The organism is Blastomonas sp. (assembly GCF_046294995.1).
In the GTDB taxonomy this organism is placed as follows: Bacteria; Pseudomonadota; Alphaproteobacteria; order Sphingomonadales; family Sphingomonadaceae; genus Blastomonas.
In genome coordinates this window covers 19973-35835 of the sequence record NZ_JBKBOG010000006.1, presented here as the reverse complement: position 1 = coordinate 35835, position 15863 = coordinate 19973, and the positions used below count along the sequence as shown (strand labels likewise).

Below are 15863 nucleotides of genomic sequence, written 5' to 3'. Positions count from 1 at the left end.
GGATTATACCGGCATGTTCATGATGTCCTGATACGCGGACAGCAATTTGTTACGGACCTGAAGGGTCGCTTCGAAACCGATCGACGCCTTCTGCTTGGCCATCATCACCGCAGCTATGTCGGTGGTCTGGCCCATTTCGTACGATGTCGCCGCTTCCGCCGATGTGTGCTGGACCTGGTTGACCTGGTCGAGCGCGGTCTTGAGCGTTCCGGCAAAGCCATCGGGCTTGGCCTCGGTCGCATCGGTGCCCAGCATCGGGGATTTCTTGGACAGCTGCTGCAGCGCGCTGTTCTGTTGCAGAATGGCGTTGCGCGCTGCCATGATCGAACTGCTGATATTGCTCATGGCTTGGTTCCCTCAGGCCCGGTCACGCTGCGGCGGCCAGCTCGCGCATATTGGCGAGGCGGTAGCGCAGGGTGCGTTCGGAGATGCCCAGCATGCGGGCGGTCTCGCGGCGGTTGCCGCCATTCTCGTCGAGCGCCTGCTGGATCGCATCGTGCTCGACAGCGCGCGACAGGCTGTGCAGATCGCCCGCGCGCATCAGCTTAACCGTCCCGGCGGCAGGCACGGGATCGGCGCGGGGACCAAAGGAGGCAGGCGCAGGCGCTGCAGCGGGCGCGGCGAACAGGCGTGCGGGGGCAAGGCCCAGGTCTTCGGCTTCGATCGCGTCGCCATCGCGCAGCACCAGTGCGCGCTGGAGCACGTTGCCCAGCTCGCGGGCGTTGCCCGGCCAGCTGTGCGCCTGCAGCGTTTCGAGCGCCTCGGCGCTAAGCCACGCGAAATCGCTGGCATCGTTCTGCATGCGAAGCAGCATCGCGGCGGCGATGGCGCGGATATCCTGACGGCGATCGGCAAGACGCGGCAGCGCGATCGGCATCACGTTGAGGCGCCAGTAAAGGTCCTCGCGAAATTCGCCCGCAGCCACCAGATCGGCGGCATCGCGGTTGGCGGCGGTGACGATGCGGACATCGACCTTGACCGAACGGGTCTCGCCGACGGGCAGAACTTCGCCTTCCTGCAGCGCGCGCAGCAACTTGGCCTGCAGCGCCAGTGGCAGCTCGGTGATCTCGTCGAGGAACAGGGTGCCGCCGTCGGCAGCGCGGAACAGGCCTTCGCCATCGGCCGAAGCACCGGTGAAGGCACCCTTTTTGTGGCCGAACAGAATGGCTTCCACCATGGTTTCGGGGAGAGCTGCGCAGTTGACCGCGATGAAGGGACCCTTGGCGCGGGGGCTCTGGTCATGCACCAGCCGGGCCATGCCCTCCTTGCCGGTGCCGGTTTCGCCCTGGATCAGCACGGCAGCCTCGCTGCGCGCGATGCGGGCGGCATAGCCCATGAGCTTGGTCATCGCAGGCTCGCCGACGGCAGGGCCGCGTCCAGCGCGGAGCAGCTCGGCGATCAGCGCCAGGCCGAGCGGCATGTCGTCGAAGCCGAAAGCGATGCGGGCGGGAAGACCGTTGGCGGCGCGCACCAGCTGCGGTGCGCCGTCGATGAGGTCGACAAGAATGTCACGATGGCTGGCCGAGCCGATCTCCTGCGCCATCAGCACCTTGGCGGTGCCTGGGGCGGTCGCGGTGGCAACCGGATTGATCCAGGCCGACTTGAGCCAGCTTTCCAGCATCGGCAGGTTCGTGCGAACGGCCTGGCTGAGTGTGCATTCGATCATATTTCAGTCCCCCGACTTAATGGATCGCGGGGACCGCCGTTAAAGAAGAGCCCCGCAGGACTGATCAGAGCAAGAGCTGTGCCAAAAAAAATAAGTGCCGAGACCACGGGGCCTTGAGATGCCTCTATAATAAGAGGTTACCCCCATCCGCCAATTTATTGACGCCTGCAGTCAAGGAACCGGTGACGGATTTTTGACACCCGCTCGGGACGAGCGCGACGAATTGACAGGTGCGCCTTCCCCCCTCCCCCCAACGAAATTTTCCGGTTCGATTTTTTTCTTAATCCCCCCTGCCGGGCACCGTTAACGCTTTTGAGGCCGCTTTGGTGGGACCGAGCCGCCCCGATTTAAGAACTGAAAGGAACAACAGATGACTGTTATCGGAACCAACGTCGCGGCGATGCGTGCTTCTTATGCCTCGACCAAAGCAGAACAGAGCCTCTCGAAGGCAATCGACCGTCTCTCGACCGGCAAGCGTATCAACTCGGCTTCGGACGATGCCGCCGGCAACGCCATCGCCACCCGCATGACCTCGCAGATCCGCGGCCTGAACCAGGCTGTGCGCAATGCCAACGACGGCATCTCGCTGGCGCAGACCGCAGAAGGCGGCATGAACGAAATCGTCAACATGCTGCAGCGTATGCGTGAACTGTCGGTTCAGTCGGCTTCGGGCACGCTGCAGGACAGCGACCGCGTCAACCTGCAGGCAGAAGTTGGCGAACTGCTTGCGCAGATCGACGACGTTGCCAACCGCACCGATTTCAACGGCGTGAAGCTGCTCGAAGGCACCAACACCACCGTTTCGATCCAGACGGGATCGTCCTCGGGTGAAACCGTCGACATCACGCTGACCAGCATGCTCGCTGCCGATCTGGGCGTCGATGCCGTCGACATCAGCGACGCTACCGGTGCCGACACGGCGCTTGGTCTGCTCGACACCGCTCTCGACACGATCACGACGGCCCAGGCAACTCTGGGTGCTTCGCAGAACCGTCTGCAGGCAACCGTCTCGAGCCTGGTCAACCGCGTCACCAACCTGTCGGAATCGCGCTCGCGCATCCAGGACGCCGACTTCTCGGAAGAATCGACCCAGCTCGCCAAGTCGCAGATCCTGAGCCAGGCATCGACCGCGATGCTCGCCCAGGCGAACCAGAGCCAGCAGGGCGTTCTGAGCCTGATCCGTTAATCGGTCGGGAACCAGACCCATACTGAACCGTTAAGGCTCCGCACCGGTTATTCACGACAACTCATCGGCCGGCGCCTTTCGAATTCTCGATCAACCCTCTTCCCCGCAACGGGAGGGGGGTTTTTCGTGTTTGTGGGTGAGGGTTTAAAGCCCTCTCCCCTTCAGGGGAGAGGGTTGGGAGAGGGGAACGCGCTGCGCTCAGCCCCTCTCTGCTGCGACTAGGCAGCAAGCTGCCAAGTCTCGCTTCTCTCCCCTGAAGGGGAGAGAGCTGCTAGGTTACCGCGAACTCGCCAGGCGCTTGCGCAGCTTTTCCAGCGCGCCTTTCTTGATCTGGCAGACGCGTGCCGCCGTGATCCCCAGGATCAGGCCGATCTCGTCGAGGTTCATTTCCTCGATATAATGCAGCTGCAGGATCAGCTGTTCACGCTCCTTGAGCGTGCCGATGCTGGCGTTGAGCAACTGCTTGAGGTTGTCGGCTTCCATCCGCGTCTCGGCGGAATCCTCGCTGTCGGCAAACCACATCGAGTGTTCGGAATAGACCTCGTCCATCGATTCGAAGCGAACGTCCTGCGCGGCATCGGAGCGCATGCGGTATTCGGCCGCGTCCATGCCCATCTCGGCGGCGACTTCGGCCTCGGTCGGGTTACGGCCGAGATGGCGGACGAGCTTCTCGTGCGCGCGGCGCAGCTTCTTGCGGAAATCCATCGCCGACCTGCACATGTTGCTGTTCGAGCGCAGGTGATCGATCAGCGCGCCGCGGATGCGCATGCTGGCATAGGTGGCAAAGCCATGGCCGCGATCCTCGTAATGGTTCGCTGCTTCGACCAGGGTGACCATGCCGATCTGGATCAGGTCCTCGATCTCGATCACGCCGGGCGCCATGCCGCGGACGTGCCAGGCGAGCTTGCGGACCAGCGGCAGATGCGCCTCGATCAGCTTGCCCGGCGCAATCGCGGCGGGCTTGCGGCCATAAGTGATCGTCTCGATGGGAAGTTGCTGCATGTTATGTGTCCAGCTTCATGAGAATGTCGGGCTGCGGCATCAGCTCAGCCGCGCGAGAAGGAGTGTTCGGCCTGGGGCGCGCGTTGCTGCGCATGCCCGCCAACCGTGGCCACCACCTCGACCGGCTTGTCGTCGGGCAGCTCGCGGAACGAGAGCACCGGGGTATCGGGGAAGCGCGGCCGCAGCAGATCGGCGAGCGGCTTGCGCGCCAGCGGCGAGGTGACCAATGCGTAGTTGCGCTGTTCGATCATCAGCGGACGCGCCGCCTGTTCGATTGCACCCAGGATGCGCTGCGCCAGCCCCGGTTCGATCGGGAAGGCGGCATCGCCCGACACGCGCAGCGACTGGGCGAGCAGGGTTTCGAGCTCGGCATCGAGCGTCACCACGGGCAGCGGCAGGTTCACCGGCACCAGAGACTGGATGATGATCGACCCGATCCGCTGGCGGACGCTTTCGACGATCTGCGCCACGGTGTTGCCCTCGCCCGCTGCCTCGACCATCGCCGAGCAGATCCGGCGGAAATCGCGCAACGGAACGCCCTCGCGCAGCAGTTCGCGGCAGACGGCGGAGATGGTGAACAGCGAGAACGGCTGCGGGGTGAGGCCGTCGACCAGTTCGGGCGAGCTTTCCTTGAGCGTTTCGAGCAGCTTCTTGGTCTCGTCCATGCCGAACAATTGTGCCGCGTTGAGGCGGACCATCTGGTTGAGATGCGTCGCCATCACGGTCGAGGCGTCGACCACGGTGTAGCCGGCAACGATCGCATCGGCGCGCATGTCGGCCGAAATCCACACCGCATCCATGCCGAAGGTCGGATCCTTGCAGGCGCGGCCCGCGATCGGCGTGTCGATATCGCCGCTGTCGAGCGCGAGCAGATCGTCGGGCCAGATTTCGTCTTCGGCAACGATGGTGCCGCCGATGGTGATGCGATAGCTGTTGGCGGGCAGGCTCATGTCGTCCTTGATCCGCACCAGGGGAATGACGAAGCCCAGCTCCTTGGAGATCTGCTTGCGGATGCCGGTGACGCGGCGCATCAGCGGCGCATCGCGGCGCTCGTCGACCAAAGGCACCAGGCCATAGCCGACATCGATGCCCAGCATCGCGCCATCGGACACGTCCTGCCACTCGATGGCGTTGGGGTTTTCGGGCGCGGCAGGCGCGACTTCCTCGACCACCGGCGGCTTGGGGCGCGACAGCTTCCACGCGATAAACCCGGCAACGGCCGCAGCGGGCAGGATGATCATGTGCGGCATTCCAGGCAGCATGCCCATCACGCCGAGGATCGCGGCGACCGGAACCCATGCCTTGGCAATGCCGAACTGGCCCGAAATCTGGCCCGAAAGATCAAAAGGCGAATTCACCCGGGTGACGATCGAAGCGGCGGCAATCGACAGCAGCAGGGCAGGCACCTGCGCGACCAGCGCATCACCGATGGCGAGCATGGTGTAATTGGACGCAGCCTCGCTGATCGACAGGCCGTGGCTGACCATCCCCAGGATGATGCCGCCGATGATGTTGACCACCAGGATCAGCACGCCCGCGACCGCATCGCCCTTCACGAACTTGGACGCACCGTCCATCGATCCGTAGAAATCCGCTTCGGTGGCGACCTCGACCCGGCGGGCCTTGGCTTCGTCGGGGGTCATCAGGCCGGCATTGAGATCGGCGTCGATTGCCATCTGTTTGCCGGGCATCGCATCGAGGGTGAAGCGCGCCGAGACTTCCGAGACGCGGCCCGCGCCCTTGGTGATCACGACGAGGTTGATGATCATCAGGATCGCGAACACGAAGATGCCGACGATATAGTCGCCGCCGATCAGCAGGCTGCCGAACGCCTCGATGACATGGCCCGCAGCCGCGCCGCCTTCGTGTCCGTTGACCAGCACGACGCGGGTCGAGGCGACGTTGAGGCCGAGCCGAAGCAGCGTGGCGAACAGCAGCACGGTGGGGAAGCTCGAGAAATCGAGCGGCTTGGTGACGTTCAACGCCACCATCAGCACGGCAAGGCTGATCATGATGTTGAAGATGAACCCGATGTCGAGCACCAGCGCGGGCACCGGCAGGATCAGGAACACCACCAGCAGCAGCGTGGTCAGCGGCAGGATCGCGCCGCGCGACATCGCAAGGATGCCACCGAGTTTGCTGCCGGGTGCGTTGGACGCAGGTGTCATGAAGTTCAGGCTCCCATCGATGCGAGCAGCATGTAAGCCAGCCGCGCATTGTCGTTTCCGCCCAGCGAGGCGGCATCAGGTCGGGCGGCGCGCGCGCTGGCGAGCCGGACGTAATCGGCAGGCTGCACCTGCGGCAGCGCATTGCCATCGCGCGGCAACCGGCTGCCGCCGGTGCTTGCCGCTCCGCCGAGCTTGTCGGCAAAGCGGCTGCGGATATCGGCGAAGCTGCGCGGGTTGCCTGCGCGGTCGTAGAAGATGTTGCGGTTGGCCTGTGCCGCGCGGCCGAACTGCGGCGCGGCTGCGGCATCGGGATTGGCATCGTGCGCGGCGAGGAACTGGCGTGCGCCCTCGGGGCCTAGGAAATGCGCGAGATACAGGTCGACCGGCGCGGCCTGGCGGCCCAGCGAGCCTTCGAGATACTGGCGGTTGTCGGAGGCGAATTCGCCCGCCATCAAGGCTGCGACTTCGGGGTTCTTGCGCAGCGCCAGGATCGCCTGCCGGGTTTCGGGGTCGCTGACCCGCAAGCGGCCCTTGCCGTCGCGCTGGATGGCATCGGCCGCCCAGTCGAGCCCGTGCTTTGCGCCGTGCTTTTCGACGACGCCGAGCCAGCTCTGGTCGATGAACTGATACAGGCCGGTGGCGGACGAGGTCGATGCCTTGGCATCGGGGTTCATCCCGCTCTCGATCCGCGCCTGGCCCATCAGATAGCCGAAATCCATCCCCGTCCGGCGCGCAGACGCAGCAATCGCGCGGGTAACGCGATCACCGGTGTTGTCGACACTGCCAAGATACGAGGACAAAGCGCTGCTCTCCAGAGGGGTACTGGAGAGGGTATCAGCAAGAGCTGTGCCAGTTTTTGGGGGGTGGCGTGGCGATCGGGTAAAGGGGAGGCGCAAATAGCCCTCCCCCTTGATGGGGGAGGGTTGGGTGGGGGTGATCTCTCCGGATTGTGGTTGTTTTCGACAACGCGCGATCAGCACCCAGCCGCACCATCACCCTCACCGCCGCGACTAAGACAGCGAGCTGCCAAGTCTCGCTGCCTCTCCCATCAAGGGAGAGGCGGATAGGCGCGACCTTCTCCCCTCCCGCGAGCGGGAGGGGGAGAGGCCCAATACAAAAAAGCCCTCCATCCCGCGAGGGATGGAGGGCTTGCCCCACATTGTCTCTGATATTCAGCGCCGCGCGGGCGCCCGGTAGGTTGCAGCCGCTTCGCTGCCCTGGATCTCCGCAACCCGGCGATCGACATGATCGCGCAGGAAGCGCAGGCGCTGGGCGGCAGCGGTGTTGAACTTCATCAGCCGGTCGAGCTGGCTGCGGGTGCTGGTATCGGCGCGCAGCACGCCCTGATTGCGCAGCGCATCGGTGATGCCGCCAAGATCGCGGGTGTGCGCGATCATCGCTGCGGTATCGCCTGCGTCCAGGGCTGCAATCAGCGCGCTTTGCGTGTCGGCGAAGCGCTCAAGCAGATCGGCCTGCATCAGTTGGCAACTACGCCGAGGTCGAGTTCGATCATCTTGGCCGCAAGCTTTTCGGCATCGATGACATAGCTGCCATTGGCGAGCGCATCACGGATCGCGGCGACGCGACCCTCGTCGATCGGCGCGGTGGCGGCTGCCATCTGCGCGAAGCTGGTGGTGGCGGGCGCGTTGCGGACGGCGTTGTCCGAAGCGGCGGATGTGGCGGTCGCCTCGACGGCCTTGTCGGTCGCCGCGCTCTTGCGGGTCGCGCCGATCGCCGGGCTGCCATATGCTGTTATGCGGGACATGGAATAAAGACCTCGTTCTAGCATGACTTACGTCCTTTAACGGCCCTGGCCTGGATTGCTTAAGGCGAATTTTTGACAAAAGGTTAATGCGGTTCTGCCGACAATGGTGAACGGCAGGGTTACCAATTCCGGTCAGTTCCCAAGGATGGTGGCACGCCCTGGTTCGATGATCCGCACGAAGATCGGCCTGCCCTTGGGGTCGTCGCGCACCGGGATGACCTCGCCGACCCGGCCATCCTTGTCGGCGATCATGACGCGCGAGAGCGAAAACATCGGCCGATCGACCGACAGCAGGATCGGTTCGCCACGTTTGACCGCGTCCTCGCCCAAGGCGGCCATAGCGCCGCGCGGTTGCGGCGCGCGGGGGGCGGCAGCCTGTGTCGGCGCCGCGGCCAGGTCCAGCGGCACGCGGATGCGCCAGCCCAAGGTCGGGCAGCGCACTGCGGCGGCCCCCATATCGGGCCCGGTGATTTCGAGCGCGACCGGGCAAGCCTTCAATTTCAACCGACGATCGACCAGAGCGCGCGCGCCACCGGGCTGGCCGACTTCGGCGCCCATCGTTGCTGCGACCAGAATGTCGATTTCGGTGAGGTTCTGCATCCCCTGAGCAAGGGCCTGGGCCATAGCGGGCGCCGGCGCTGCGATAGCGGGGGCCAGAGCCAGAGCGGCGAGCGTGATCCTGGGAACAAACATAAGCGGTCCTTTGGTGACTGTCGGGACAATCACAGCAAGGTCCGTGCCAGAATAGGGCTAATCCAGCGCCGGGGGCATGCGGACGGTCAGCGTGACATTGCGCGCCGGCGCGTCCGAACCGGAGCCGGGGCGTGCCAGGTCGGGCAGCATCGCATTGTCGGCAATGCCCTGATCAGACAGCACCCGCATGATCGCGGCGGTGCGGGCAGCGGCCAGCTCCCACCGGTCCAGCCGGGATGCGCCGCCTGCCGCTACCACCGGCACCTTGATGCCGATTTCGGCGAGGTCGGCCTTCTGGCCCAGCGCGGCGAGCCGGGCCGTTCCCTGGGGGGTCAGCCGCGCTTCATGCGGTTCGAACAATTGGGCGAGCGGAAGGTCGATGCGCCGAGTGGTTGCCTGCTGCTGGGTGCCGAAGCTGTCCGCCAGCGCCTCTGCCACGGCAGGATGACGATTGCCGACACTGGCGATCAGCGCCATCACCCCGGTCATGATCAGGGCAAGGTCGAGAAACGACACTGTGGTGCGTTGCGCAGGCGTCATGAGGGGAGCACGGGCGCCCGCACGGCGCGCGGCTCTTCGGTGGCGACATAAAGGCCGCTTGGCGTGATGTCGGGATATTCGCGGCGGCCGATATCGATGAGACGCCGAGCAGCATCCTCTTCCCAGCCGATCTGCTCGCCCGCGATCCGCGCCAGCCGCTGCGCGATCGGGCCCGCGATCAGGTTGGCGAGCACCAGCCCGTATAAGGTGGTCAGCAAGGCGACTGCCATCGCGCGGCCGATCGAAGCTGCGTCCGAGACATTGCCGAACAGCAGGATGAGGCCGATGACCGTGCCGAGCATGCCCATCGCCGGTGCGCAATCGGCAACGTTCTCCCAGAAACGCACCATCGCGGTCAGTCGCGCGCGGCGCTGCGTGCCCAGCCGCAGCATCGCCGCCTGAAAGCCGTCGAGCGAACGGTTGTTGGCCATGGCATCGGCGGCGGCGGAGACAAATGCGCCGCCCGCCTTGACCCGGTCGGCGCAGCTGATGCCACGGCTTTCGACGGTGTGTTCGATGCGCAGGACGGCGCGGTGGCCCTCGTCGGCCTGGTCCTGCGTCTTCATCCACAGTTCGCGGCGCAGCGCCGACAGGCCGCTGAGCGCTGCGGCGCTGCCATTCTGGACCCAGGCGACGGCAAAGCTTCCGCCTGCAACACCGGCCAGCGCCAGCGGATCGAAAAAGGCGGCAATCGTCATGGTCTGTCCTGTATTGCGCGATGCCCCTGCACGGCCTGCAGCGGCAAGATGTTGCCGCCCGACCGGCAGAAGCTTGCCGCCCCGCCCTCAATCCGCATGCCCGGGTCACTGCCCGACCTGCCATGAATGCCGGAAAACCGGGGTTTTCAGCGAAATGGCACGGGCATTGCTTACCTTCGAAGCGACGCATTCTGTCCATCGCTTATGACGGCAGGTGCAGCCACAGGTTAAGAGGAATGGTCCCATGGGGGCAGACAGGATTTTCGGAATGCACGGCACGGCGCTGCAGCTGCGATCGCAGCGGCTGTCGATGCTGGCATCGAACATCGCCAATGCCGCGACGCCCGGGTACAAGGCACGCGACCTTGATTTCGACAAGGCGATGCAGCGCGTCCAGGGTGGCGACAGCCTGAACGCCGCGCTCGGCGAGAACGCGGGCTATCGCGTTCCTCTGCAGCCCTCGATGGACGGCAACACGGTGGAGCTCAACACCGAGCAGACGCTCTTCGCCGAAAACGCCATCGGCTATTCGACCACATTGTCCTTCCTCGAGGGCCGCGTCTCGACGCTGACCCGCGCGATCAAGGGAGAATAAGCGATGCCCGGTCCGATGAACATCTTCGACATCTCGGGACGCGCGATGTCGGCACAGCTTTCGCGGCTCAACACCACCGCATCCAACCTTGCCAACGCGCGCACCACTTATGCGAGCGAGGCCGAGGCGTATCGCGCGATCAAGCCGGTGTTCAAGACCATCGAAGAGCGCCCCGGCGTCGCCACCGTGTCGGTCGAGAGGGTGGTCCAGTCGGACATCAAGCCGGTCAAGCGGCATGACCCGACCAATCCGCTGGCCGACGGCGAAGGCTATGTCTGGGATGCGGGCGTCGACGAGACCGCCGAGCTGATCGATATGCTGGAGACCGCCCGGCAATACCAGAACAACGTGCAGGTGATGCAGACCGCAAAGTCGCTGATCCTCGATACCGTAAGGATGGGCAAATGACCACGATTACCGGCGATTTTGCCACCACGCAGATGGCCAGCAAGGACGTGGCCGCCAAGAACAGCCAGGATTCGCTGGGCCAGGCCGCGTTCCTCAAGCTGATGACCGCTCAGCTGAAGTACCAGGATCCGTTCGATCCGGTCGACAACCAGGCGATGGTCGGACAGATGGCGCAGTTCAGCCAGGTCGCGGGCATTTCCGAGATGAACGCATCGCTCAAGCAGATCGCCGGTGGATTCAGCACATCGCGCCTGTCGGAGGCCGCCAATTTCATCGGCCGCTCGGTGCTGCAGGGCGGCGATACCGCCTATGCCGACGCACAAGGCCGTTATCGCGGCGAATTCACCCTGGCGACCGGCGCGGACAACGTGTCGGTCGAATGGCTCAACACCGCAGGCGAGGTCGTCCACACCCAGCAGCTGGGCAAGCTCGATGCGGGCAAGGTTCCCTTCGAGCTGATCAGCCAGGACGAGGCCGGCAACCCGGTCGATGTGGGACCGCTCACCGCCCGGATCACCGGCGCTGCCCCTTCCACGCTTTCCGTCTGGCTGCCGGTGATGGCGGTCGAATCGAGCAGCACCGGCGCCGAAGCGATGCTGGTGACCCCGGCGGGCAACGTCTCTGCCGCCAGCGTCAAGCGCATCGGCTGACCCCGATCGCGTCCACCCACCCGACCCAGTTTCACCGACCAAAGTTCCACCGACCAAAGTTTCACTGACCCAAGTTTTACTGAGGAGTAAGCCCAATGTCCTTCGTCACCTCGCTGAGCGGCCTGAAAGCGGCCCAGACCGATCTTTCGGTCGTTTCCAACAACATCGCCAACAGCAACTCGATCGGCTTCAAGAAGAGCCGCGCCGAGTTTGGCGACCTGTTCGCCTCGGCGCCCACACAGAACACCAAGGCGGTCGCCGGCCAGGGCGTGCGCCTCAACGGCATCGTCCAGCAGTTCACGCAGGGCTCGCTCAACTCGACGGGTCGCACGCTCGATCTGGCGGTCGCAGGCGACGGCTTCTTCGTGGTCAAGGGCCAGCCCCCGCGCGAGGCAGAGACGTATACGCGCAACGGCGCGTTCGCGGTCAACGTCGACCGCGAGGTCGTCGATGCGACCGGCAACAAGGTGCAGCTGCTGCCGGTCAACGCCGCCGGCCAGATAACCTCCACGTCTGCAGCCGACATGTTCGACTTCGTGCTGCCCGAAACCGACCCCAACGATCCCAATGCGGTGCTGTCCAACATCACCGTCGCCGATGACGGCGTGGTCACCGCGACCTACTCGAACGGCAGCCAGGCCCGCGTCGGCGCCATCGCCATGGCCAGCTTTGCCGCGGTCGAAGGCTTGCGCCCGATCGGCGATTCGCACTGGCAGGCCACCGGGGTTTCGGGCGGCGCGCTGATCAACCAGGCCGGCAACGGCCCGCTGGGCACCGTCCGCTCGGGCACGCTGGAGGCGGCCAACATCGACCTGACCGAAGAGCTGGTCGGACTGATCGCGGCGCAGCGCAACTTCCAGGCGAACGCCAAGGCGATCGAAACCGCCAACAACATGACCCAGGCCATCGTCAACCTGCGGTCCTGATGACAGGCCGATAGATTGACCTTGAACCCAACAACCACGGTGCCCTGACATGGACAAGATGATCCACACCAACCTGAAGGCCATGCAGGGCATCATGAGCCGGCAGACGGCGATCGCCAACAACATGGCGAACGCCGACACCACCGGCTTTCGTGCCGAGATCGTCAACGCCCGCGCGCTCTACATCCAGGGTGCCGGGCTCGACAGCCGCGCCTCGACCAGCGAGGCGGTTATCGGCGCGGACATGAACGGCGGTACCGTCAAGACCACCGGCGGCACGCTGGATGTCGCGATGAACGGCGATGCGCTGCTCGCGGTACAGGCCCCCGATGGCGCCGAAGCCTATACGCGGCGCGGCGACCTGGTGCTCAACGACAGTGGTCTGCTGACCACGGGCGACGGCCATCCGGTGCTGGGCCAGAACGGCCCGATCACGCTGCCTCCAGCCGACAAAATCACGATCGCGGCGAACGGCGCGATCTCGATCGTGCCGGTCGGCGGCGATCCTGCCCAGCCGATCGAGGCGGGCCGGCTGAAGCTGGTCAGCCCGCAGGGCAGCGAGATCAAGAAAGGCCGCGACAACCTGTTTCGCGTGCCCGGCGACGGCGCCCTGCCCGAGGACCCCGATGCCAGCGTAACCACCGGCGCGCTCGAAGGGTCGAACGTCAACATGACCCAGTCGCTGGTCGACATGATCGAGGCCAGCCGCGCCTGGGAAACCCAGGTCAAGATGCTGACCACCGCGCAGGAAATGGACGACGGCGGGGCCAGCATCATGCGGCTGCCCAATTGAACCGGAACGGAGTAGAATAAGATGAGCAACGGAGCCCTTCAGGTCGCCCGCACCGGGTTGGACGCACAGAACACCAAGATGCGCGTCATCGCCAACAACCTGGCGAACGTGAACACCACCGGATTCAAGCGCGACCGTGCGAACTTCGAGACGCTCGCCTACCAGCAGCAGATCGCTGCCGGGGCCAAGGCCGATGCGCAGAACCAGTACGCCACCGGCCTGTCGGTCGGCACCGGCGTCCGGGTCGCGGGCACCAGCCGCATCGATACACAGGGCACCGCCCAGATCACCAACAACGCACTCGACATGATGATCGAGGGCAACGGCTATTTCCAGGTCGAGATGCCCGATGGCACCAACGCCTATACCCGCGCAGGCAACTTCAACCTGACCGCCGAGGGCCAGATCGTGACCCCTGAAGGCCTGCCTTTGGTCCCCAACATCCAGGTTCCCGAGGGCGTCACCGGCATCACCATCGGTGCCGACGGCACGGTCTCGGCAACGCTGGCAGGCCAGACCGAGCCCAGCGAGCTCGGCCAGATCGAGATCGCCAGCTTCGTCAACTCGGCCGGCCTCAAGTCGCTGGGCAACAACCTGCTGGGCGAAACGCTGTCCAGCGGTGCCCCGGTGATCGGTGCCGGCGGGCTCGAGGGCCGCGGCGCGATCCGCCAGGGTTCGCTCGAGGGATCGAACGTCAACATCGTCGAGGAGCTGGTCGACATGATCGAGACCCAGCGCGCCTATGAGGTCAACTCCAAGATGATCTCGGCCACCGACGAAATGCTCCAGTTCGCCAACCAGCAGATGGGTTGATCATTAAATGACTTTTGCACCCATCGCCGCACAAAATCCTCCCCTGCAAGGAGAGGGGGACCGCGCTGCGCAGCAGCGTGGTGGAGGGGTGTCACCCCCTCGCACCGGCGACACCCCTCCGTCAGTGCTACGCACTGCCACCTCCCCTTGCAGGGGAGGACTGGTGGCGGCCATCGCGCTGTCACTGGTGATTTCCGCTTCCCCCGCCTACGCCAAGAAGAAGCGGCAGCCGATCCAGCCCGATCCCGATTATGCGCCGACGCTGTCGATGCCGCATGCGGCGCCGGCGGTGCCCAATGGCGCGATCTTTCAGGCCAGCAACGGCTATTCGGCGCTGACCAACGGCGCGCGCGCCGGCATGGTCGGCGACGTGCTGACCATCGCGCTGGTCGAACGCACCCAGGCGGTCAAATCGAACGGCGCCAACACCGATCGCAACGGCAGCATCGGCCTGACGCCTCCGGTCACCGGCCCGTTGAGCTTCTTCAACCCCAGCGACGTCAGCATGGGCGGCAACACCAGCTTCCAGGGCACCGGCACCGCGCAGCAGTCGAACTCGCTGCAGGGCCAGGTCACCGTCACCATCGCCGAGGTCTATCCCAACGGCACCATGCTGGTGCGCGGCGAAAAGCTGATCAGCCTCAACCGCGGCTCGGAGCACATCCGCTTCAGCGGTATCGTCCGCGCGGTCGATATCGGCCCGGAAAACATCATCGCCTCGTCGCGCGTCGCCAATGCCCAGATCATCTACGGCGGCACCGGTGAGATCGCGCGTGCGAGCCAGAAGGGCTGGCTGCAGCGCTTCTTCGAAATCGTCAGTCCGTTTTGAAGGCCCGAGATATGACCCACCCGCTTCCCATCCTGTTGCGCGCATGTGCGGCGTTTGCCCTTATGCTGCTGGCGGCGATGCAGCCTGCCCAGGCCGAACGGATCAAGGATCTGGGCGCATTCCAGGGCCTGCGCGCCAACCAGCTGACCGGCTATGGCATTGTCGTGGGGCTTGCGGGCACCGGCGATGACAATCTGGAATATGCCACGCTCGCCATGCGCGGCGTCACCAACCGTTTCGGCCTGTCGCTGCCGCCGGGCATCAACCCTGCAACCCGCAATGCCGCCGCCGTGCTGGTCACCGCAGAACTGCCGCCGATGGCCAAGCCCGGCCAGCGGCTCGACGTGACGGTCTCGGCGCTGGGCCGCGCCAAGTCGCTGCGCGGCGGCACCCTGATCATGATGCCGCTGCTCGGCGCAGACGGACAGATCTATGCTATGGCGCAGGGCAACCTTGCCGTCGGCGGCCTGGGTGTTAGCGGCGCCGACGGATCGAGCACGGTGGTCAACATCCCCTCGGTCGGCCGGATCGCTGCGGGCGCGACGATCGAACGCGCGGTCGACACCGGTTTCGAGCAGACCCCGTATCTGATGTTCAACCTGGCCGACGCCGACCTTACCACCGCGATGCGGGTCGCCGATGCGATCAACAGCCAGTTCGGTTATGCGATCGCCGTGGCCAACGATGCCGTCTCGGTGCGGATCGCTGCCCCCGTCACCGCGCAGGAACGGGTGATGATGATGTCCCGGATCGAGAACATCGGCGTCACTCCGGCAGAGGCCGCAGCGAAAGTAATTGTTAACGCGCGCACCGGAACGGTCGTTATCAACGGAGCGGTGCGGATCGGCCCTGCGGCAGTGAGCCATGGCAAGCTGACCGTGAAGGTGCAGGAAGCCCCGACCGTCGTCCAGCCTGCGCCGTTCAGCCAGGGCCAGACGGCTGTCGAACAGCGCAGCCAGTTGGCGATCGAGGAAGAGACCAACCCGGCGTTCGAGATCAGAAAAGGTGCCAACTTGTCGGAGATTGTCGAGACCATCAATGCCATCGGTGCATCGCCCAGCGATCTGGCGGCGATCCTCGAGGCCCTGAAGCAGGCCGGCGCCCTCAAGGCCGAGCTGGTGATCCTGTGAC

At 65.0% G+C, this 15863-nt stretch carries 19 protein-coding genes; 9 read left to right on the top strand and 10 right to left on the bottom strand.

Annotated features, from left to right (window positions below; genetic code table 11):
• Positions 1-3 precede the first annotated feature (3 nt).
• Together fliE and ACK4R0_RS09055 are read right to left on the bottom strand one after the other, a co-directional pair.
• Positions 4-345 carry a flagellar hook-basal body complex protein FliE gene (gene fliE / locus ACK4R0_RS09060; protein WP_409673387.1) on the bottom strand — a complete coding sequence of 114 codons (342 nt, stop codon included), beginning with the start codon at positions 343-345 and terminating at the stop codon, positions 4-6.
• A 22-nt stretch (positions 346-367) separates the two neighbouring features.
• Positions 368-1666 carry a sigma-54 interaction domain-containing protein gene (locus tag ACK4R0_RS09055; protein WP_409673384.1) on the bottom strand — a complete coding sequence of 433 codons (1299 nt, stop codon included), beginning with the start codon at positions 1664-1666 and terminating at the stop codon, positions 368-370.
• A gap of 370 nt (positions 1667-2036) precedes the next feature.
• Between ACK4R0_RS09055 and ACK4R0_RS09050 the strand changes: the two genes are divergently transcribed.
• Complete coding sequence (locus ACK4R0_RS09050) at positions 2037-2852, top strand: flagellin (RefSeq protein ID WP_409673382.1); 816 nt, start codon at positions 2037-2039, stop codon at positions 2850-2852.
• 276 nt (positions 2853-3128) lie between these two features.
• Here the strand turns inward: ACK4R0_RS09050 and ACK4R0_RS09045 are convergent, their stop codons facing one another.
• From ACK4R0_RS09045 to ACK4R0_RS09010, 8 genes are all read right to left on the bottom strand, one after another.
• Entirely contained in the window at positions 3129-3854 is a 726-nt protein-coding gene (locus ACK4R0_RS09045) for a sigma-70 family RNA polymerase sigma factor (protein ID WP_409673379.1), read from the bottom strand.
• A gap of 44 nt (positions 3855-3898) precedes the next feature.
• A complete protein-coding gene (flhA, locus tag ACK4R0_RS09040) occupies positions 3899-6022 on the bottom strand; it encodes a flagellar biosynthesis protein FlhA (RefSeq protein ID WP_409673376.1) in 2124 nt (707 codons plus the stop codon).
• Positions 6023-6027: 5 nt separating this feature from the next.
• Positions 6028-6822, bottom strand: coding sequence for a lytic transglycosylase domain-containing protein (locus ACK4R0_RS09035; RefSeq protein ID WP_409673373.1), 795 nt, complete (start codon positions 6820-6822; stop codon positions 6028-6030).
• Positions 6823-7194: 372 nt separating this feature from the next.
• Positions 7195-7500 carry a hypothetical protein gene (locus tag ACK4R0_RS09030; RefSeq protein ID WP_409673371.1) on the bottom strand — a complete coding sequence of 102 codons (306 nt, stop codon included), beginning with the start codon at positions 7498-7500 and terminating at the stop codon, positions 7195-7197.
• Positions 7500-7787 (bottom strand): flagellar biosynthesis anti-sigma factor FlgM, encoded by a 288-nt coding sequence (gene flgM / locus ACK4R0_RS09025; RefSeq protein WP_409673368.1) that lies wholly within the window; start codon positions 7785-7787, stop codon positions 7500-7502. The genes ACK4R0_RS09030 and flgM overlap by 1 nt, the downstream gene beginning before the upstream one ends.
• A 132-nt stretch (positions 7788-7919) precedes the next feature.
• Entirely contained in the window at positions 7920-8411 is a 492-nt protein-coding gene (locus tag ACK4R0_RS09020) for a flagellar protein (protein ID WP_409673365.1), read from the bottom strand.
• A 126-nt stretch (positions 8412-8537) separates the two neighbouring features.
• Positions 8538-9020: a flagellar motor protein gene (locus ACK4R0_RS09015; RefSeq protein WP_409673361.1), complete on the bottom strand. Its 483-nt coding sequence runs from the start codon at positions 9018-9020 to the stop codon at positions 8538-8540.
• Positions 9017-9718 (bottom strand): MotA/TolQ/ExbB proton channel family protein, encoded by a 702-nt coding sequence (locus ACK4R0_RS09010; RefSeq protein WP_409673359.1) that lies wholly within the window; start codon positions 9716-9718, stop codon positions 9017-9019. Before ACK4R0_RS09010 ends, ACK4R0_RS09015 begins: the two co-directional genes overlap by 4 nt.
• 244 nt (positions 9719-9962) lie before the next feature.
• Between ACK4R0_RS09010 and flgB the strand changes: the two genes are divergently transcribed.
• The 8 genes from flgB (at position 9963) to ACK4R0_RS08970 (ending at position 15862) form a co-directional block, all read left to right on the top strand.
• On the top strand, positions 9963-10313 hold the full coding sequence (gene flgB, locus ACK4R0_RS09005; RefSeq protein ID WP_409673356.1) for a flagellar basal body rod protein FlgB: 351 nt from the start codon (positions 9963-9965) through the stop codon (positions 10311-10313).
• A gap of 15 nt (positions 10314-10328) precedes the next feature.
• Positions 10329-10721, top strand: coding sequence for a flagellar basal body rod protein FlgC (flgC, locus tag ACK4R0_RS09000; RefSeq protein ID WP_409673657.1), 393 nt, complete (start codon positions 10329-10331; stop codon positions 10719-10721).
• Positions 10718-11371: a flagellar hook assembly protein FlgD gene (locus ACK4R0_RS08995; protein WP_409673353.1), complete on the top strand. Its 654-nt coding sequence runs from the start codon at positions 10718-10720 to the stop codon at positions 11369-11371. Before flgC ends, ACK4R0_RS08995 begins: the two co-directional genes overlap by 4 nt.
• A 95-nt stretch (positions 11372-11466) precedes the next feature.
• Positions 11467-12297, top strand: a complete 831-nt coding sequence (locus tag ACK4R0_RS08990) for a flagellar hook-basal body complex protein (protein WP_409673351.1) — start codon at positions 11467-11469, stop codon at positions 12295-12297.
• Positions 12298-12346: 49 nt separating this feature from the next.
• Entirely contained in the window at positions 12347-13090 is a 744-nt protein-coding gene (locus ACK4R0_RS08985) for a flagellar basal body rod protein FlgF (protein ID WP_409673348.1), read from the top strand.
• Between the two features lie 21 nt (positions 13091-13111).
• Positions 13112-13903, top strand: coding sequence for a flagellar basal-body rod protein FlgG (gene flgG, locus ACK4R0_RS08980; protein ID WP_409673345.1), 792 nt, complete (start codon positions 13112-13114; stop codon positions 13901-13903).
• A gap of 160 nt (positions 13904-14063) precedes the next feature.
• Positions 14064-14732 carry a flagellar basal body L-ring protein FlgH gene (locus ACK4R0_RS08975; protein ID WP_409673655.1) on the top strand — a complete coding sequence of 223 codons (669 nt, stop codon included), beginning with the start codon at positions 14064-14066 and terminating at the stop codon, positions 14730-14732.
• A gap of 11 nt (positions 14733-14743) precedes the next feature.
• Positions 14744-15862, top strand: a complete 1119-nt coding sequence (locus ACK4R0_RS08970) for a flagellar basal body P-ring protein FlgI (protein WP_409673341.1) — start codon at positions 14744-14746, stop codon at positions 15860-15862.
• Position 15863 lies beyond the last annotated feature (1 nt).